13 protein-coding genes are annotated in these 17,939 nt (G+C 69.2%); 2 read left to right on the plus strand and 11 right to left on the minus strand.

Translation table 11 applies throughout. The annotated features are described in order from the left end of the window. Nucleotides 1–35 precede the first annotated feature (35 nt). From KY661_RS00575 to KY661_RS00585, 3 genes are all read right to left on the minus strand, one after another. Nucleotides 36–458 (minus strand): response regulator, encoded by a 423-nt coding sequence (locus tag KY661_RS00575; protein WP_075009454.1) that lies wholly within the window; start codon nt 456–458, stop codon nt 36–38. A gap of 436 nt (nt 459–894) precedes the next feature. Continuing rightward, nucleotides 895–2,670, minus strand: a complete 1,776-nt coding sequence (locus tag KY661_RS00580) for a hybrid sensor histidine kinase/response regulator (RefSeq protein WP_225408318.1) — start codon at nt 2,668–2,670, stop codon at nt 895–897. Further along, nucleotides 2,667–4,619 (minus strand): CheR family methyltransferase, encoded by a 1,953-nt coding sequence (locus tag KY661_RS00585; RefSeq protein ID WP_225408319.1) that lies wholly within the window; start codon nt 4,617–4,619, stop codon nt 2,667–2,669. The genes KY661_RS00580 and KY661_RS00585 overlap by 4 nt, the downstream gene beginning before the upstream one ends. A gap of 245 nt (nt 4,620–4,864) precedes the next feature. Between KY661_RS00585 and KY661_RS00590 the strand changes: the two genes are divergently transcribed. Then, nucleotides 4,865–5,539 carry a response regulator transcription factor gene (locus KY661_RS00590; protein ID WP_225408320.1) on the plus strand — a complete coding sequence of 225 codons (675 nt, stop codon included), beginning with the start codon at nt 4,865–4,867 and terminating at the stop codon, nt 5,537–5,539. 137 nt (nt 5,540–5,676) lie between these two features. Here KY661_RS00590 and KY661_RS00595 read toward each other — a convergent pair whose 3' ends face one another. From KY661_RS00595 to KY661_RS00630, 8 genes are all read right to left on the minus strand, one after another. Next, complete coding sequence (locus KY661_RS00595; RefSeq protein WP_225408321.1) at nt 5,677–6,699, minus strand: methyltransferase; 1,023 nt, start codon at nt 6,697–6,699, stop codon at nt 5,677–5,679. Further along, the gene (locus tag KY661_RS00600) at nt 6,696–7,841 is read right to left on the minus strand and encodes an aminotransferase class V-fold PLP-dependent enzyme (protein WP_225408322.1); all 1,146 of its coding nucleotides are present in this window, start codon (nt 7,839–7,841) and stop codon (nt 6,696–6,698) included. Before KY661_RS00600 ends, KY661_RS00595 begins: the two co-directional genes overlap by 4 nt. After that, complete coding sequence (locus KY661_RS00605) at nt 7,841–8,950, minus strand: tryptophan 2,3-dioxygenase family protein (RefSeq protein ID WP_225408323.1); 1,110 nt, start codon at nt 8,948–8,950, stop codon at nt 7,841–7,843. Before KY661_RS00605 ends, KY661_RS00600 begins: the two co-directional genes overlap by 1 nt. Nucleotides 8,951–9,076: 126 nt before the next feature. Beyond that, nucleotides 9,077–9,475 carry a response regulator gene (locus KY661_RS00610; RefSeq protein WP_225408324.1) on the minus strand — a complete coding sequence of 133 codons (399 nt, stop codon included), beginning with the start codon at nt 9,473–9,475 and terminating at the stop codon, nt 9,077–9,079. Further along, nucleotides 9,468–12,371, minus strand: coding sequence for a response regulator (locus KY661_RS00615; RefSeq protein ID WP_225408325.1), 2,904 nt, complete (start codon nt 12,369–12,371; stop codon nt 9,468–9,470). Before KY661_RS00615 ends, KY661_RS00610 begins: the two co-directional genes overlap by 8 nt. A gap of 3 nt (nt 12,372–12,374) precedes the next feature. Continuing rightward, nucleotides 12,375–13,538, minus strand: a complete 1,164-nt coding sequence (locus KY661_RS00620) for an FIST signal transduction protein (RefSeq protein ID WP_225408326.1) — start codon at nt 13,536–13,538, stop codon at nt 12,375–12,377. A 34-nt stretch (nt 13,539–13,572) separates the two neighbouring features. Next, on the minus strand, nt 13,573–15,411 hold the full coding sequence (locus tag KY661_RS00625; RefSeq protein WP_225408327.1) for a cytochrome c3 family protein: 1,839 nt from the start codon (nt 15,409–15,411) through the stop codon (nt 13,573–13,575). A 301-nt stretch (nt 15,412–15,712) separates the two neighbouring features. Next, entirely contained in the window at nt 15,713–17,149 is a 1,437-nt protein-coding gene (locus KY661_RS00630) for a sensor histidine kinase (protein WP_225408328.1), read from the minus strand. Nucleotides 17,150–17,367: 218 nt separating this feature from the next. Between KY661_RS00630 and KY661_RS00635 the strand changes: the two genes are divergently transcribed. Beyond that, on the plus strand, nt 17,368–17,931 hold the full coding sequence (locus KY661_RS00635) for an imm11 family protein (protein ID WP_225408329.1): 564 nt from the start codon (nt 17,368–17,370) through the stop codon (nt 17,929–17,931). Nucleotides 17,932–17,939: the final 8 nt, after the last annotated feature.

The following is a 17,939-nucleotide window of genomic DNA, read 5'->3' on the forward strand; positions in this document are numbered from 1 at the left end:
CCCGGCCCCCGGTGTTCCACGGGGGCCGCGGAGGCCTACTTGTTGAGGGCGTGTGGCGGGGAGCCCGCGGGGCTCGCCGTACGGCCGCGCTTGTAGAGGTCCGTCAGCTTCTTGGCCAGGTCCGCACCCTGGACGCTCTTGGAGATGTAGCCGTCCGCGCCGGAGGACAGCGCCAGCGAGCGCAGCTTCGTCTCGTCCGAGGCCGAGTACAGGATGAACTTGGTGCCCAGCGGCGCCTGCGCGCGCGCCAACGACAGCACCTTGTCCCCGCTCAGCGCGGGGATGTTCACGTCCAGCAGCACCAGGTCCGGCGCGGCGGAGCGCACCAGGTTGGACACGCCCAACGATGAGCGGTGCGTGCGAACATCAAAGCCGTAAGCCGAGAGCGTGCGCTCGGCCAGCACGAGCTGATCCTGATCGTCGTCCACGACGAGGATTCGGATCTTGGTTTCCGACATGTCATTCCCCCAAGGGGCAGGGTTGAGGTCAGCCCACCCGCATCTCTCCGTGAGACACGGGCGCTGACGCAACATCGAGAGTATGGCCTGTCTGGGCGAACTTATTGAAGGGGGGGTCTGAAGAAGCGCCCCCGCTTGGAAGGCAAGCCACACGTCCCGTGATAACAGTGTAACCGTTGATGCGGTAACTTTTCGTTATTTCCGTTCGACGCAGGGCCCCAGGGGGGGACTCCGGGCAGCCGAGCGGAAACCCGTTGAGGCCGGCTGCCCGGGCGCGGGGGGAGTCCCCGTCTTTGGCGTGGGCTCCAGAAGGGACACCATGGCACGGCGCGACAAGCATGAGCTCGTGCCATCAAGCGGGAAGCCGGCAAGCTCCGGGGGAGCTGGCCATGGCCAACTGACGAGCGGGCGCGGGAGGCCGAGGAGCAGGCCCTGCTCATCCGCCAGGTGGCCATGAAGGGGACACCGCCCCCGCCGAAGGCTTCCTTGCCCGCGGAGGAAATCCAGGAGCCGCCGTCGAACCGAGCCGTGGGCCTCCGGGGGCTCGCGCCTTGCCCGGGAGGACAGCCCACAGCGCCTCCCAGAGGGGCTCCAGCGCCAGGGGCTTGGGGAGCAGTCTCAGCACGTTGCTGGATCTCTTGGCCTCCGGCAGGGCCTTGGGTGGGCGGGCCGTCATGAGGTAGAGGGGCAGCCGGGGCGCCCGCTTTTTCATGCGCTGGGCCACCGTCCACCCGCTCATCCCTGGCAGCTCGAGGTCGCAGAACACGGCGTCCCAGGGGACGCCCTTGCGCAGCTTCTTCAGCGCCGCGGCCCCGCTGTTGACCGCCTCCACGCTCACCCCGAGGGATTCGAGGGCCAACCGGAGCGCCTCGCGGCTGGCGGGCTCGGCATCGATGAGGAGCACGTGGCCCGACAAGGGAGGCCGGAGGGGGAAGGCCAGGAGCTCGGGAGCGGGGGCCGGCACGGGAGCAGCCGGGGGGATGGGAAAGGTGAGGGTGAAGACCGCGCCCCCCTTGGGGCGGTTGCCCGCGGTGAGGGTGCCCCCCGTCCGCGACACGGCGCCATACGCCATGGACAGGCCCAGGCCCGTGCCCTTGTTCCCCTTGGTGGTGAAGAAGGGCAGGAAGAGCTTGTCCAGGTGGGCCTCGGCAATGCCCGTGCCCTCGTCCTCCACGGTGATGACCACCCGTGAGCGGCTGGCGCTGCCGCGCAGGTAGACCGTTCCTCCCCGGGGCATGGCATCCCGCGCGTTGAGCAGCAGGTTGAGGAAGACGTAGCGCAGGTCCGAGGGCTCGCCATTCACCGCGGGCAGCACGGGCACCTCGTTCACGAGGTGCACCTTGACGCCGGTCCGGGCCTGGTGCGCGATGCTGTCGCGCGCCAGCTCCGTGGCCTCGCGGGCCACGTCGTGGAGCAGCGCCCGCTCCTGGCTGGGCTCGGTCTGCTGCCGGGAGAACTCCTGCAGATGGCGCACGCGCAGGCCCGCGTCGGAGACGATCTGCATGAGGGCCTTCAGGTGATGGGCCTGAAGCGCCGTGACCGCCGCGTCCCGCTGGAGCAGCTCCAGCCGGAGCCGCATGGCGTTCAGGGTGTTGTTGAGATCATGCGCGATGCCCGAGGACATCTCCCCCAGCGTCTTCATCTGCTCTTGCCGGGCCAGCGAGGCGCGCGCTTGCTCCAGCTCGGCCGTGTGACGCATCTCCTGGGTGACGTCGTGGATGAGGGCCAGGGCCATCTGGGTAGGGCGCACAGGCGCCTGGGGACCTGCCCGCTCCACGCGGATCTCCAGGGTCTCGTCCGAGCCTTGCTTCTGGTAGCGCTGGACGCGGACCCCCCGGTCTTCCGAGGCGAGCAGGATGCCGGCTTCATGGCAGGCCACCTGGCGCAAGGTGGCCATGACAAGGCCCGTGGCCTTGCCCTGGCTCAGCAACTGCCAGGGGCCGGTGCGCGCCAGCGCATGCCAGCGCCGGTTGGCCTGCAGCGTGGACCCGGCCCGCAGCAGCACGAGCGCGCTCGCGGTGGTCTCCAGGGCCCAGGTGGAGAGCTGGTAGGAAGAAATGTGCTCTTCGTTCCGGGCCTCCAGCCGGTGCACCAGGGCTTCGTGCTTGGTGGTCAGCTCCTGATACTTGCGCAGCAGGGCACCCTGAGGCCCGGCCTCGGGCACCCGGGGGAAGCCCGGAGAAGAACGCGAGGGAAGGCGGCGGGGGCTCATGCCTTTAATCGCTCCTTCAGTTCCCGGTTTTCTTGCGACAGGGTGCTCAGCCGCGTCGTGTCCTCGAAGAGGATGACGGCCCCCAGGACCTGGGAGTCCAGGATCAAGGGGGTGGCCACCAGCGTGGCGCGGCCCCGGCCCCCCTGAGGGAGCTGGTAGCGGAGCTCCTCTTGGCGCAAGGGGTGATGGGCGGCCAGGTTCTTGTGGAGGCGGCTCAGCAGGGACCGGCTGAGGGCGGGAATGCGCAGGGTCCACAGCAGCTGTCCGATGGCCTCCCGCTCCGTGAGGCCCAACAGCCGCTCGGCGGCCAGGTTCCACGCGGTGATATGGCCGGTGGCGCTCAGCACCACCACCCCCGCGGAGACGGTCCGGATGAGGGTGTGCTGGCAGAAGTCCATCGCGTCGATTTCCTGGGTGCGGTGGGCCAGCTCCCGGTTGGTGGTGTCCAGCTCGGCGTTGGTGGACTGGAGCTCCTCGTTGGTCGTCTCCAGCTCCTCGTTGGTGGACTGGAGCTCCTCGTTGGTCGTCTGGAGCTCCTCGTTGGCGCTCTGGAGCTCCTCGTTGGTCGTCTCCAGCTCCTCGTTGGTGGCGCGCAGCTCCTCGTTGGAGCTCTGGAGCCGGAGGTTGGCGGTGTTCAGCTCGTCGTTGGCCCGTTGCAGGCTCTGCTCCAGGCTCCGCAGGGCCGTCACATCGTGCGCCGCGTACAGCAGCCCGGCGTGTTCGGCCGACTCGGAGCGCAGGGGGACGACCTGGGTCCGGATGGCCAGCGGTTCCGCACCGGGGACTTCCAGGATTCCGTCCCCCGACTCGCGCTCGGAGCGGCCGGCCTTCACGCGGGCGCTCTGCTCCACCAGCAGCTTCTGGCTCAGCCCGGGCAGCGCCAGGGGCACCAGCCGTTTGCCGGTGACGTCCTTCGCATGGCAGTCCCACAGCCGCGCGGCGGCCTGATTGAACAGGGTGATGGTGCCCTGGCCGTCCGTGGCGATGAGCGGACAGGGGTGCGAGTCGAGCACGTCGCGCAGGAACGCGTGTTGGGGGGATGGGGGAGGCAGTGCATCCGCGGAACGCCGGGAGGGCTCCTGGGGCTCGCTCGAGGGCACCCCCTGGTGCTGGGGCGCCCAGGGCAGCTCCTGCCGCCCATCCTTGCGGTAGATGCGCCGGGGCAGGTCCTCCGGCGCGAAGAGCTTGGCCGCGAAGGGGATGAGCTCCGAGCGGCCCAGGGCCAGCACGCCGTCCCGGCGCAGCGCGAAGTGGAAGCGCGCCAGCGCCCGCTTCTGGAGTTCCGAGTCCAGGTAGATGAAGACGTTGCGGCAGAGGATGAGATCAATCCGCGAAACGGGCGCGTCGGAGACAAGGTTGTTCACCCCGAAGATGACCGAACGGCGGATCCCCTTGCGCACTGCATACCCCCCACTGGCGGGCAGGAACCACCGCGCCAGTTGCTCCTTGCTGCACCCTTCTAGCTGCTGGAGAGTGTACACGCCCCGCCGCGCGAAAGCGATGGCGCCCTCGTCCACGTCGGTGCCAAAGACTTTCAGCTCCGTGCCAGGCATGCCGGGGCCCATGGCCTCGGCGGCGGCAATGGCAATGGAGTACGCCTCCTCGCCGGTGGCGCACCCCGCGCTCCAAATGCGCAGCTCCTGCTCGGGCCGGCGCTTGCGCACCAGTTCCTTCACCACCTTCCGGAGCGACTCCCACACCTCCGGGTCCCGGAAGAAGGTGGTGAGCTTGATGAGCATGGAGGAGACGAGGGTGTTGACCTCGTTCGTGTCCCGCTCGAGCAGGGCCAGGTACGCGGACCGGGTCCGGCAGCGCGTGGCGGCCATTCGCCGCTCGATGCGGCGCTGGAGCGTGGCCCGCTTGTAGTTCCGGAAGTCGAAGTTCCGGACCTGCCGTACCTTCTCGAGGATGGCTTCGAGTTCGTCGTCGCGGGGAGGCTTGCTGGCCATTGGGCTCGGCTGTAGCCCAGGGCGTGCGGGAGGGGCAAGGGGCCGGTGCCCCGTTGGGTTTGACCTGACAGGTTGGTCCCTTTCGGCGGGGTCTGCCATTGGACTCGGGAACTATTCGGAGCCCCCGGGGGGTATTTATTGATTTGAACAAGTTGCCGGGAGTTGAGAGAGACGGCCTCTTTCTTCCCGTAGCGGTGCATTACAGTTGACGTGATTGGTAGTGCTTGAGGGTGAGGAGAATGCTTATGGCGGACAGTTCAATCCGGGTGGGAATCCTGGAGGACCAGCAAGTCTTCCTGGAGAGCCTCGTGTCGCTCTGCGAGGGGTCGGGCTTCGAGGTGGTGGCGAGCTGTTCGAACGTCGAGGAGTTCATGGCGCGCACGCGCCAGCATCCGCCGGACGTGGCGCTCGTGGATTTGAGGCTCGAGCGCACCCAGCAGGACCGCATGACGGATGGCGTCCGGGCGGTGGAGCTGTTGCATGACTTCTTCCCGGGCGTGCGCTCGCTCGTGCTGTCCGCCAACCAGGACACCGAGGTCATCGAGCGGTGCTTCCAGGCCGGCGCCGCCGGCTACCTGTGCAAGCTGCACGTGGGCTGCACGGAGCTGGTGGAGGCGGTGACGCGGGTGGCGCAGGGCGAGAGCCTGCGTCCGCTGACGTCCTTCTCCACCGGCGCCGCAGAGACGGATCAGGCCACCGAGGACTCGGGGGTCCGGCGGCTCACCCCCCGCGAGTTCGAGGTGCTGCGCTACGTGGCCACCGGGGCGGACAACCTGAAGATCGCCGCCTGCCTGGACATCACCGAGCGCACGGTGAAGGCCCACATCACCAGCATCTACCGCAAGCTCAAGGTGGAGAACCGCACGCAGATGGCGATGCTGGCGTGCCAGCTCGGCCTGGAGCGCCCCGCCGTCGGATGACGGGCTGGTGCGCTGTTCGATGGTGGACTGAAGTCCAATGGGGGGGGAAGGGGCACTCTGGAACACTCTCGTGTGTGCAGGCTGTTGCCACTGGCCGGGATGGTGTTGGTACCCCCCCTCATCCCGAGCCGGCTTCCCTACGGCTTGGTGGCGGTGATGATCTCGAACGGCCCGGGCAGCACCTCGGCCCGCTGGAAGCCCAGGTCCTTGAAGGCCTGAAGGTAGAACTCCACCTCGCGCAGCCGGCTCACGCAGCTGTCCACGCCCATGAGGAAGTAGGTCCAGAAGAACTGGGCCGCCAGGCGCTCCTGGGTGCGGAACTCCTCGCAGACGAGGATGCGGCCGCCGGAGGGCAGCGCCGCGTACGCGGCCGTCATGAGCTGGCGCGCCGTCTCCGCGGGCCAGTCGTGCAGCACGCGCACGAAGGAGAGGGCGTCATAGCCGCCGGGCAGCGGCTCGCGCAGGAAGTCTCCGCCCACGAAGCCCAGGCGGTCTCCCAGCGCGTGCTTCTCGCGCGTGCGCGCCACCAGCCCCTCGGTGGAGGGCAGGTTGTAGACGTCCACGGTGAGCCCGGGGTGCTCCTCCACCAGGCGCGCCGCCAGCGTCCCGTCCCCGCCGCCCACCTCCAGCAGCCTCTGGCCGGGGCGCCACAGCTTGGTGCCGTGCGTGCGGAACACCTCGAGGATGGGGCCCAGCCCCGCGGCCATGCTGGCCTCGAAGCCCGCCACCTGCTCCGGGGTGCTCGGCGGCCAGTCGAAGGACTCGCGCGGCATGCTCCGCTCGCCCCGGAGCACCTCCGGCAGGTGCCCGTGCAGCGCGCGCCAGTCGTACTTCTCTCTGTCTCTCTCCAGCGAGCGCGGGCCCACCACGGCCTCCGCCGCCGCGCTCAGGCCCGGCGCCGCCGTGTAGCGCGCCTCCACGAGCGCGTCCGTGGTCTGCTCGCGCTGCACGAGCCCCAGGCTCTCCAGGCAGTCGAGGAACTTGTAGAGGCGCCCGGGCACGAAGCCCTGCTTCTCGCACAGCGCCCCGAGCGTCACCGGCCCCCGCTCCAGGGCCTCCAGCAGCCCGAGCTGGTGCGCCGTCTGCACCACGTCGAGGGCGCGCGCGCCGTTGAACAGCAGGTGCAAGAGCGCACGCGGGGAGGCGGCTTGTGTGCTCATGCCGCCTCCTTCCGGGCCTCGGCCACGAGCCGGTCCATGAACAGGTCCACCTCTTCCAGGGTGTTGTAGAAGTGCGGCGCCACGCGCAGGCCGCCGCGGTAGCTGCACACGAAGCCGCCCGCCACCAGCCTTCGCGCCACCTGCGCGTCGCCGGGGAAGCGCAGGGTGACGATGCCGGCGCGGTGGGCGTCCTGGCGCGGCGTCACCACGGGCAGGCCCGCCTCGTCCGCGCGCGCCATCACCCGCGCGGTGCAGCGCAGCGAGTGCTCGCGGATGGTGTGGATGCCCGCGGCGTTGAGCAGGTCGAGCCCCACCTGAGAGAGCTGCGAGGGCAGCACCGCCGGGGTGCCGCCCGCGAGCCGCCGCGCCGTGGGGGCCCAGGCCTTCGCGGGCTCGAAGGTGAGCGGGTTCTCACCGGCCATCCACCCGGTGGCGGCCGGCCGCAGCGAGTCCGTCAGGTCCGGGCGCACGTACAGGAAGGCGCTCTCCACCGAGCCGCACATCCACTTGTGCGCGCCGCCCAGCAGGAAGTCCACCCCCAGCGCGCTGACATCAATGGGGACGGCGCCCACGGACTGGTAGGCATCCACCACCACCTGCGCGCCCACCGCGTGCGCGCGCTTCACCACCGGCTCCAGGTCCATGAGCGCGCCCGTGGCGAAGCTGGCGTGGCACAGGCTGACGATGCGCGTGCGCTCGTCGATGGCGGCGCACAGCGCCTCCGCGTCCACGCGGCTGCCTTCGGCGGGCACCACCACGGTCTCCGCGCCGTAGCGCGAGAAGCCGCTCCACAGGAAGGGCACCGTGGGGAACTCCAGCCCGGTGATGACGACGCGGCGCCGCTCCCCCTGGAAGTCGAAGCACGTGCCGAGCCGGCCCATCAGCGTGGTGAGGTTGCCGTCGGTCACCACCGAGCCCGGGGGCCCGCCGATGAAGCGCGCCACCGCGTCCGCGTAAGCGTGCCAGTCGGCCCACCAGCCCTCCCACACCTCGTCCCGCCACTCCTGCATCGTGCGGGCGTAGCGCTGGAGCACCGCCTCCATGCCCCGGGGGAACGCCCCGGTGGAGTTGCTGTTGAGGTAGGTGCACGTCTGGAGCAGCGGGAACTCGGCCCGCAGGGCCTGGAGCGTCTTGCCGGTCATCAGAGCTGTCCCTGGGCCTTCGGGGGGCGGGTGGGCCGGGCCTCGGCCTCCGGCGAGCTGGCCGCTTCTTCCTGCGGCTCGCCAGAGACGCGGCGCGAGGTGGGCGGCTCGGGGCGCGACCACGGGTCTTCGGAGGTGGGCACCGCGGCGGGGATGGGCGGCGGCGTGGCCGTGGTCGGGTCCCCGAAGCCCCGGCGCGAGGTGGGCGGCTCGGGCTTGGACCAGGGGTCATCCGAGGGCGCCTGCGAGGGCGGCGCCGTGGACACCGACACCGTCACGGGCGGCGGGAGCACCGCGGGCGGCGGGGGCGGTGACAGGGGCGGCGGGGACGGCGGAAGCGCCGCCTGGGCCGGGGCCTGCCCGGTGCTGTCCGCGGGGCGGTTCACGCCGGGCTGGTACCCGCCGTCGCGCTTCCACGCGTTGGTCATCTCCACGCGCACCTCCCACAGCTTGCGGAAGAGCGGCAGCGTCATGCGGCCCGCGAGCACCTGCGTGGGCAGCCCGTCCAGCGCCTTGATGGAGCGGTCCACGCCGATGATGCGGCGGACCATCTGGTAGTGCGTGTAGAGCCAGTTCTGGAACAGCTCGTCCAGGTCCACCAGCTGCTCGCACACGCGCTTCAAGTCCTCGGAGCCGTAGGCGCCGACCTTGTAGACGTCCAGGAGCCGCAGCTGGCGCCGCGTCAGCACGCGCTCCAGCGCCGCCTCCAGCCCGTCCGCGGCGAGGCGCAGGGCGTTGTAGCCCGGCGACTCCTGCCCGCTGCCGTTGCCCAGGCTGCGGCGGATGATCTGGTAGGTGTCCGGAGTCATCGTCTCCAGGATGTTCATCTCCGCCACCAGGCAGCGCATGGCGCGAAGCATGCGCTCCAGCCGGCCCGTGGCGGGCCAGAGCAGGTCGCCGTCCATCTCCGCGACGACCTCCACCGCCTCCATGGAGACCAGCTTGAGCCACAGCTCCTGCGCCTGGTGCGTCAGCTGGAAGAGCAGCTCGTCGTGGTGCACGAGCTGTTCGGACGGCGTCTGCAGATTCAGCAGGGTCGGCGTCTTCAGGTAGACCTCGTAATCGAGTTCTCCTTTGCCGACCCACTTCTTCAACAGCGCGTTGAACATCGGCGACTCCAACTGGCGCCGTAGTTTTTCAGCCTCACTGTAGTCGGGGGTACGCACGACGGGGGGCCCTCCGGGAGAGCTCTGGCAATTCGAGGGAAGTCGGACAGCCGGAAAGGGGACGGAACTTCAGACAAGGACCACTGCGGGGCGCGGCTGGAGGCGGAAGGAGTGGATCTTCTGCGCCAGTTCAGCGCCCTGAACACTCTTGGACAAGTAACCGTCTGCGCCTGACGACAGGGCAAGCGAGCGCAGTTGGGCCTCATCGGAGGCCGAATACAGGATGAAGCGGGTGTCCTTGGGCGCGCTCAAGCGCGCCAGGGACACCACCTTGTCGCCCTTGAGGGCGGGGAAATTCACATCGATGAGCACCACGTCCGGGACGGTGTCCCGGACGCGGTTGGAGACGCCCAGGGCCGAGGGGTGGGTTTCCACCTCGATGCCATGGGCGCTCAGCGAGCGCGCCACCAAATCAAGCAGGTCGGGATCATCATCCACGACCAGGACGCGCAACTTCCCTTCAGGCATGGGGCTTCCCCAGGTGCTTCCGGATGGTGTCGAGCAGCTGCTCGCGATCCAGGGGCTTGGTCAGGTAGGCGTCGCAGCCGGCCGCCATGGCCTTGTCCTGGTACTCGCGGCCGGCATGGGCCGTGACGGCGATGACGGGCACCTTGGAGATGGCCGCGGGCAGCGCCCTCAGGCGCCGGGTGGCCTCCCAGCCGTCCACGCGGGGCAAGGACAGGTCCATGAGGACCAGGTCCGGCGTCTCGCGCTGCACGCGCTCCAGGCCGTGCTCGCCGTCCTCCGCCTCCAGCAGCTCGTAGGTGCCGCCGAGGTAGCGCCGGACGATGTCGCGGTTCTGGGGGTTGTCCTCCACGTAGAGGATGCGCGGGATGCGGGACGGGGAGGCGGCGCGCTGCTGGAGCAGCAGCGTCTTGGCCTGGCCGATGACGTCCTCGAGCGCGTGGCCGCCCTTGCGCACGAAGGCGATGAAGCCGTCGCGCAGGGTGGCCTGCTCCTGGGCGGACAGCGTCTTGCCGGTGAGCACCACCACCGGCATGTTCAGCTTGTCCGAGCGCAGGCGGCGCAGCACCTCGAAGCCGTCGAGGTTGGGCATCATCAGGTCGAGCACCACGAGCACCGGCGGCGACACGCGCGCCTTGAGCAGCGCGTCCTCGCCGCTGTGGGCCTCGCTGGTGGAGAAGCCCGCGCGGCGCAGGCTTCGGCTGACGAGCTCGCGCGTGCTGGCGTCGTCATCCACCACCAGCACCTCGCCGCTGGCCAGGGCCGCGGTGCCCAGGGTGCGCGTCACCACGTCCACCAGGTGGTCGGGCTCCACGGGCTTGACGAGGTACTCGCACGCGCCCAGGGAGTAGCCGCGCGCGCGCTGCTCCTCCACGGACACGAGGATGACGGGGATGCCCGACAGCGTGGGCTCGCTCTTGAGCTGGCTGAGCACGCTCCAGCCGTCGAGCTTGGGCAGGTGGATGTCCAGGATGATGGCCTGGGGCTTCACCTCGCGTGCCAGGCGCAGCGCGTTCACGCCGTCATCGGCCGGCACCACCTTGAAGCCCGCGGGCTCCAGCTGGCCCGAGACGAGCTGCTGCATGAGCGGATCATCGTCCACCACCAGCACGGTGCTGCCCGCGGCCAGGGGCGCCAGCTGCGCCGCCACGTCCTCCACGGACACCATCTTCTCCAGCTCGGGGGCGGGCGCGCCCTGCATCTCGCCCTCCAGCACCCCGGCCAGCCGCACCGTGAAGGTGGAGCCGCGGCCCAGCACGCTGGACACCGTCACGTTGCCGCCGAGCACCTTGCTCAGCTCGCGCACGATGGCCAGGCCCAGGCCCGTGCCGCCGACTTTGCGCGTGGTGGAGCCGTCCACCTGGCGGAACTTCTCGAAGATGTACGGCAGCTGGTCGGCCGGCATGCCCACGCCGGTGTCCTCCACCGTCATCACGAACTCGTTGCCCTCGGCGCGCATGCCCAGGGACACCTCGCCGGACTCGGTGAACTTCGCGGCGTTGCTCAAGAGGTTGAGCATCACCTGCCGCATCTTCAGCGCGTCCGTGTTGAGGTAGCGCGCGCGCTCCTCCACGTGCAGCGTGAGCTCCACGTCGCGGCCCTTCACGTACTCGCGCACCGTGGCGAGGCACTCCTCGCCCAGCTCCTGCGCGTCCACGCGCTCGACGACGACTTCCACGCGGCCCGCTTCAATCTTGGACAGGTCGAGGATGTCGTTGATGAGCGCGAGCAGCGTCTTCGCGTTCGTCTTGACGACGTTCAGGTCGCGGCGGCCGTGCGCGGTGAGGCGGCTGCCCTCCTCGCGCATGAGCAGGTCGCAGTAGCCGATGATGCCGTTGAGCGGCGTGCGGATTTCGTGGCTGAAGTTGGCCAGGAACTCGCTCTTGAGCCGCGCGGCGCCTTCGGCCTCACGGGCGCGCTCCTCCTCGTTGCGCTTGGAGATGGCCAGGTCCGTGGCGAGCTTGTCCAGGTCCTCGTTCTGCTGGCGGATGATCTCCATCTGCAGCGCGCGCTGCTGGTAGCTGGCCAGCGAGCGCGCGGAGACGGCGCGCGAGCGCTTGAGCTCCTCGAGGCTCTCGGCGAGCTTGAGGTTGGCGGCCTCCAGCTCTGCCTTCGAGTTGCGGAGGATCTCCTCGCTCTTGCGGCGCTCGGAGACGTCCTCCGTCACGCCCATGACGTAGAGCACCTCGCCCTGCGCGTTGGTGATGGGCACCTTGCGCGTGGCGAACAGGCGGTCCGTGTCGACGACGCGGGCCACCTCGTCGAACGTCTTCATCTTCTTGTTGGTGATGACCTCCCGGTCATCCGCCATGAAGGCGGTGGCCTGCTCCGGCGGGAAGTAGTCGTGGTCGAGCTTGCCCAGCAGCCACTGCTTCGTCGTCTTGAAGCGCTCGGCGAAGGTGCGGTTCACCATCTTCAACCGCAGGTCCTTCGCGTCCTTCACGAAGACGATGAAGGGCAGGTTGTCGAGGATGGTGTCGATGGGCAGGTGCTTCTCATCGGCGAACGTCGTGGTGGGGCGCAGCTCGCGCTGGACAATCATCGCGAGCCGCCCGAGCTGCTCCTCCGTCAGGAAGTCCGAGGCCCCGGCCTGGATGGCGGCCTGGAAGGCCTCGTCACTCCACTTCTTGGCCAGCACCACGAAGGGGAAGTAGACGCTCGCGTCGCGGCGGGCCTGCTGCAACTGCGCGAGGGTGAGCGGGGACTCCGAGCCCATCACCGCCAGCGCCCAGGGGCGCGAGAAGGACGGAAGGAGCGCCTCGGGCGTGACGACGCGCTCCACCTGGACCTTGAGGGAGGAGGCGTTCAACGCGTTCTGAATCTGTTCGGTCTCGCGATCGCTGGTGAGCAGCAGAATGCGAGGGGTCGATCCTTCGGCCTGCACGGAGGAGGAGCTCATCGGTTAATTGGACCCGAACGCCAAGACGGTCAGCGTGGTGTTGATGTGGAACCCGGAGTAGATCTCGAATTGCACATTCATTCCAGCCGCCGTGGGGGCGAAGCGCAAGGTCTCGGCCAGCTCGGGGACCTTACCTGTGGCGTGCGCGTACCACATCCGCCCACCGCAGTGGAACAGGAGGGCGGCCTGGGGGTTGGGGACGCGGCGCGGCAATTCCTCGGCGAAGAACTGCTTGGTCATCCCGGCCATGTCACCCAACTTCATCAGTTCCAGCTCGCTGCCCTCCTCCAGCAGGTTGGCGAAGAGGATGGAGTTGTCCTCGAGGATGGGCTTCCACGGGGTGCGGATGAAGTACTCGCGGCCGACCTTGAGGGCGGTCGGGCGCACGGCGAAGCCCTTCGGGGTGCCGAACTCCAGGTCGGTCGGCTCCACGCCGAGCATCTCGGCGTAGCGCAGCGCCGCGGGCTTGTTGTCGATTTCGAGCGCGCGCGTGTGCGTCTCGTCCACCTTGGTGATGGTCATCCGCTCGTTGGTGGGGATGTACCAGTGCGAGCGCAGCGCGCCCCAGGGGGCGTTGGTGCGGAAGAGGGCCACGAGCACCGCGTCGGTGGCCACCTCGCCGTCCACGTGCAGCACGGCGGACTGCTTGGCCGGATCGCGGTTGTCGTCGCTGGCGCCGCCGCCCACGAGCACCAGCGTCTGGTTCTTCTCGAGGATGCCCAGCAGCAGCTCTTCCTTCTTGTAGCGGAAGCCGTCGTCAATCACGAGGCCCACGTACTTGCGCGGATCCAGGTCGCCCTGGCGCACGCCCAGCTCCTCGCACGCGCGCTTGATGGCGGCGCCGCCGGCGGACACCGCGTCATTGGTGAGGCCGGTGCCCAGGCCGACGCCCACGTCGAAGTCGCCCCAGAGCGCGCCGAGCACCACGGTGCCGTAGTAGATGCCGGAGTTGTCCAGCTCGCCGCCGGTGGTGGAGCCCACCAGGCGGCAGCCCTTGGGCAGCCGCTCGCGCACGGCGCGGTTGAGGGCCACCTGGTCCCGCTCACGCGAGGCGTACATCATCACCAGCTTGGGGACCACACCCCCCAGTTGTTTGAACAGGTCCTCCGCGGCAGCGGCCGGCTCCTTCAACGTGGTTCGAGCCGTCTGCATCTTCACTTGCGCCATGGAGGACCTCCAAAAAGGGTGGTGCAGGAGGCGGCTAGAGGCCGCTCTGCGGGTGTGTAGTGTGGCAGGTACTGGTGCACTGCTGGAAGGATTCGCGGCCCCCCCCCACGTACATGCTCGTGATGGGGCCAAAACTCTGCTCGTGGCTCTTCGGGTAGCTCTTGTGGCACGAGAGGCACGCGGCCTTGCTGGTGCGCTGCACGCTCTGCTTCGTCAGGTGGCACTTGCTGCACTGCGCCAAGGAGGTGTCCACCCGCTCGGAGCGGCTGTGCACGAAGTGCACGCGGACGAAGACGGGGCCCTCCAGCTCGAAGCCCAGGGGCGCGTGGCACGCGGCACACGCGGCGCGGTTGTCGTTGCCGTGCAGCACCGTGGAGAGCTCCCCGCCCTCGCTGTGGCAGGTGTTGCACGGGCCCGTGGTGAGCGCCGGCTGGGTGCGCTGCTTCGTGCCCACCTGAATTTCCACCGTCTTGCTGGACGGGATGTCCTCGCCGAGGAACACGCGGCGGCCCTTGACGGTGACCAGGTAGGTGCCGGGCTCGGCGTTGGCGGGCACGGTGAAGGTCCACGTGTCGCTGACCGGGGCGGCCCAGGCGGCGTGCACTGGATCGAACGCGCCGCCGAACAGCTTGTTGGCGCTGGGAAACGTCCGGAACTGGGAGAAGACGCCATCCTGGGCCGCGGTGCTGATGGTCTGCACGTCCACGGCGGGGTCCACGAACGCGTCCATGTCGATGATGGCCCGGATGGGCTGGATGCGCTGCGCCGGGCCGATGATCTGCGCCATCATCATGCGTTCGCGGTGTTTCCTGCGGTAATACGTCGCGGTCGGGTCGAAGAAGGCGCGGTAGTACTGGATGCCCGCGTCGTTGGCGCCAAAGATGACATCATTGTACGTGGGAAGCCAACCCACTGGGTGGAGCCGCTTGCCCGACCCATCCTTCAAGGTCAGCCGGAAGGTGACGGCCGTGCCGGGCGCGTAGGTGCCGTCCTTGAGGGGCGGCGTCACGGGCGTCACGTCCATGGAGAAGCCGTAGTCATACGCCGGCTGGGCCACTTGCTCCACGGGGATGGTGTACGCGGAAAAGGGGCGCAGCGTCCAGCGCAGGCGCAGCCCCTGGGTCTTCGCGTTGAGCGCCAGGGTCTTCTGCTTGGCCTGCGTGCGGGCGTTGCGCAGCTCCAGCAGCGCCTCCTCCAGGTAGTTGGACGCGCCGGTGCAGTCGTGCAGCGCCGGGCAGTCATACGTCCACTGGATGGCGCGGAAGCGGCGCACGAAGAAATCGTCCGTGTCCTGGCGCTGGCCGTTCTGGCCGGCGTTCAGGAAGATGGGCGCGCCGGTGAGCCGGCCCGCCTCGTCCACCGGCTCCACGAAGAAGCCGCTCGGCAGGTCCATCCACGCCGCGTTCCGGTAGAAGCGCCGGCGCTTGTAGCCCTCCTCGCCGCTCAGGATTTCGAACTCCTCATCCACCTTGCGCACGCCCAGCCAGCCCAGGCCCGCGAAGTCGCCGATGCGCACCAGCCCCGCGAGCCCCTCGTCCCTCGAGGCGGCCACGCTGGAGCGGATGTCGATCTGGTTGATGTAGACCGTCTGCCCGGCGCGCACGCGCAGCGGCATGCCCACCCCGTCCTCCACCTCCAGCGCCACGCCCAGCGCCGCCTTCGGCGAGCCGCGCCGCTCGCCCTCGTCCGAGAGCGCCTGGGCCTGCGCCTCCAGCGCCTCGCCGGTGCCCAGCTCCGCAGGCTGCGCCTCGGAGAGCGCCTCGGGCCCGCCGCAGGCGGTGCTCAGCAGCAGTGCCACCAGCAGCACACCCAGCGTTGAGCCCGCGTTGCCGGGAGCATTGCCCTTCACGGTCGGTGCGTTCGTTCCACGCATGGTGGCCCCTCCTCCACTCTCACTGGGCGCGGTATGCGCCCTGGCTTCCCGGCTCCGAGGTGTCACTTTGGATGTGAGCCCACAGGGGTGGAATTCATGCCCACCAGAGGCTCCGGGAGAGGCCTTTTCGAGCCACACGGATAATATCCGCTTCTAACGGAACGACACAAGAGAATGAGAAAGAGTGCGAGCCCGCTGAACAGCAGGTTTATTCAAAATGTATTTTTGTCTTTACATGGGAATGAGACACCGTTGAGGAGACGACTTCCGCACGGGGGCCTACACCCTGGGGCCTCTGGGTTTACGTGGAAGCCGGGGAGTGGGGCAGGCGGACGGTGAACTCGGTGCCCTTTCCGGGCTGGCTGGAGACGCGGATGGTGCCGCCGTGGGCGTGGATGAGCTGGCGGACGATGTAGAGGCCAAGCCCCACGCCTGCCTGGCGCTCGGCGCTGGGGGCGCGCTCGAAGCGGCCGAAGATGCGCTGCTGGGCCTCGGGGGCAATGCCGATGCCGTGGTCCTTCACCTTCAAGAGGGTGTGGCCGGGCTCGTCGTGGACGCTCAGCACCACGGGGGCGCCGCGGCCGAACTTGAAGGCGTTGCTGAGCAGGTTGGTCACCACGCGCTCCAGGCGCAGCCGGTCCCAGGGCCCCGGGGTGCTGGGCCCCGCGTGCACGGTGAGCGTGCACCCGCTGGCCTGGGCCTGGTCCGCGTGGCGCTCCGCGAGCTGCTGGGCCAGGGCGGAGAGATTCAAGGGCTCCTTCTCCAGGCGGAGCGCGCCGCTGTCCACCTGGGACAGGTCCAGCAGGTTGTGCACGAGCTGCCCCAGCCGCCGCGTCTCCTGCTCGGCGTGGGTGAGCCCTTCCTGGAGCTTGCCTTCGGGGGTGCCCGCCAGGGTGCGCAGCCGCCGCAGCCGCAGCTGGAGCGCGCACAGCGGGTTGCCCAGGTCGTGCGCCGCGACGCCGATGAACTCCAGGGTGCGCTGGGCCTCGGCCTTCAGGCGCAGGTTGTCCAGGGTGAGGGCGGCGCGGCCCGCGAGGGCCTCCATGAAGGCTTGATCCACGGCGCTGTAGCTGCGCCGGTCGCGGATGGACATCAGCACGAGGACGCCGAGCACCTGGGGGCCCACGGTGAGGGGGAGGGCGAGGCAGGAGCGCACGGAGAAGGCGCGGAGGAACTGGCCCTCGGGCGTCTCGCGGCACAGGCGCTCCAGGGCGCCTTGGTCGAAGCGCTGGCCCTGGCCGGTGGTGAGCGCGCGGGCGATGCGGCCCTCGCGGTGCGAGGCCAGCAGGCGCGCGAACTCCTCCAGGCGCGGCTCCAGCTCGGCGCAGGCGTGCGCGGAGGCCACGGTCTTCGGGGTGCCCTCCTCGCCGGAGAGGAGCAGGAGGCAGGCATCGGCGGCCTCGGGCACGCAGAGGCGGGCCAGGGCGCGAGCGAGCAGCTCGGGGGACTGGACCGAGGGGAGGATGCGGCCGGCGGCGGTGAAGAGGGCCTCGACGCGCTCCACGCGGTGGGGCGAGGCGCTGGAGGTGGACAGGGTCAGGCGCGGGGCGGTGCCGTTGAGGACGAGGAGGCTGCCGAGGAGCAGCAGGCCGGGGACGAACGTGAGCGGCAGGGCGTCGGCGTACGTGCTGGGCAGCGAGAGCAGGGCCAGCGCCAGCGCGGTGAGGGGCAGCAGCCCGGACAGGGCAAGGGCGGACAGTCCAATCCCTGCACGTGGCATGAAGTTCCGGCGGCGCATGATGTGAACTCCCCCCCCGCAGAGACCGTGCTTCCGCTCACGTGCGGTCGAACCGCGAGCATTCCTTTGCCCGCGTTGGGGAGATATTGCCCTTTCGGCAGGGGCGTCTGTCAATAGCTGGACAGCATGAGGCTTTGCGCGGAGGGGAGCGGGGAGGGGCGTGCCTCCTCGCCCCTCCTCGGCTTGCATGCGGAGGTTCCTGCGGTGCTTCTTGCCGTATGGCCCAGCGTTTCTTCAAACTCACCGACGACGTTGAGTTTCCTCACCGCTGGCATCTCGATACGCCCATCGATGGTCATGGCCACAAGGTGCATGACTGGGATTTCAAGCGAGGGATGCCTGTACATGTCGAGGGACGGTTGAAAATCCCCATCGAGATTCCAGGCAGGCGCCTGGACTACTCCGGGGCGGGATTGAGGATCCCCGTCGTCCACGTCAAGGTGGCTTCCCTGCTGTCGGAGTTGGCCGCCGGGGATGTGCAACTCATCCCAGCGGACATCGAGGGCCAGCCGGATCAGTACCTCGTCCTTGTGGCGACGCGCCTCATCCGATGCATCGATGAACAGGCGTCCGAGGTCAGCTTCTGGACGCCGGAGGATGGGGTTCCCTCCAAGGTGGGGCAGTACATGGGCGTGGATCGCCTGCGCATCGACAAAACGAAGGTAGGGAACGCTCAGGTGTTCCGGCTTGAAGGGTGGTCAGGCACCCTGGTTGTCTCCGAGGAGATCAAGAACGCCCTGGAGCGCATGAACGCCACGGGCACATGGTTCGAGGAGGTCTAGGGGACGGC

Origin of the sequence: Allostigmatella hybrida (genome assembly GCF_020103775.1) — a bacterium.
Taxonomy (GTDB): domain Bacteria; phylum Myxococcota; class Myxococcia; order Myxococcales; family Myxococcaceae; genus Hyalangium; species Hyalangium aurantiaca.

Coding starts and splice junctions, on each gene's coding strand:
- KY661_RS00605 (WP_225408323.1), bottom strand. CDS start 8,950: ATGTTCAACGCGCTGTTGAAGAAGTGGGTCGGCAAAGGAGAACTCGAT.
- KY661_RS00585 (WP_225408319.1), bottom strand. CDS start 4,619: ATGGCCAGCAAGCCTCCCCGCGACGACGAACTCGAAGCCATCCTCGAG.
- KY661_RS00625 (WP_225408327.1), bottom strand. CDS start 15,411: ATGCGTGGAACGAACGCACCGACCGTGAAGGGCAATGCTCCCGGCAAC.
- KY661_RS00620 (WP_225408326.1), bottom strand. CDS start 13,538: ATGGCGCAAGTGAAGATGCAGACGGCTCGAACCACGTTGAAGGAGCCG.
- KY661_RS00615 (WP_225408325.1), bottom strand. CDS start 12,371: ATGAGCTCCTCCTCCGTGCAGGCCGAAGGATCGACCCCTCGCATTCTG.
- KY661_RS00580 (WP_225408318.1), bottom strand. CDS start 2,670: ATGAGCCCCCGCCGCCTTCCCTCGCGTTCTTCTCCGGGCTTCCCCCGG.
- KY661_RS00590 (WP_225408320.1), top strand. CDS start 4,865: ATGGCGGACAGTTCAATCCGGGTGGGAATCCTGGAGGACCAGCAAGTC.
- KY661_RS00635 (WP_225408329.1), top strand. CDS start 17,368: ATGGCCCAGCGTTTCTTCAAACTCACCGACGACGTTGAGTTTCCTCAC.
- KY661_RS00575 (WP_075009454.1), bottom strand. CDS start 458: ATGTCGGAAACCAAGATCCGAATCCTCGTCGTGGACGACGATCAGGAT.
- KY661_RS00600 (WP_225408322.1), bottom strand. CDS start 7,841: ATGACCGGCAAGACGCTCCAGGCCCTGCGGGCCGAGTTCCCGCTGCTC.
- KY661_RS00610 (WP_225408324.1), bottom strand. CDS start 9,475: ATGCCTGAAGGGAAGTTGCGCGTCCTGGTCGTGGATGATGATCCCGAC.
- KY661_RS00595 (WP_225408321.1), bottom strand. CDS start 6,699: ATGAGCACACAAGCCGCCTCCCCGCGTGCGCTCTTGCACCTGCTGTTC.
- KY661_RS00630 (WP_225408328.1), bottom strand. CDS start 17,149: ATGCGCCGCCGGAACTTCATGCCACGTGCAGGGATTGGACTGTCCGCC.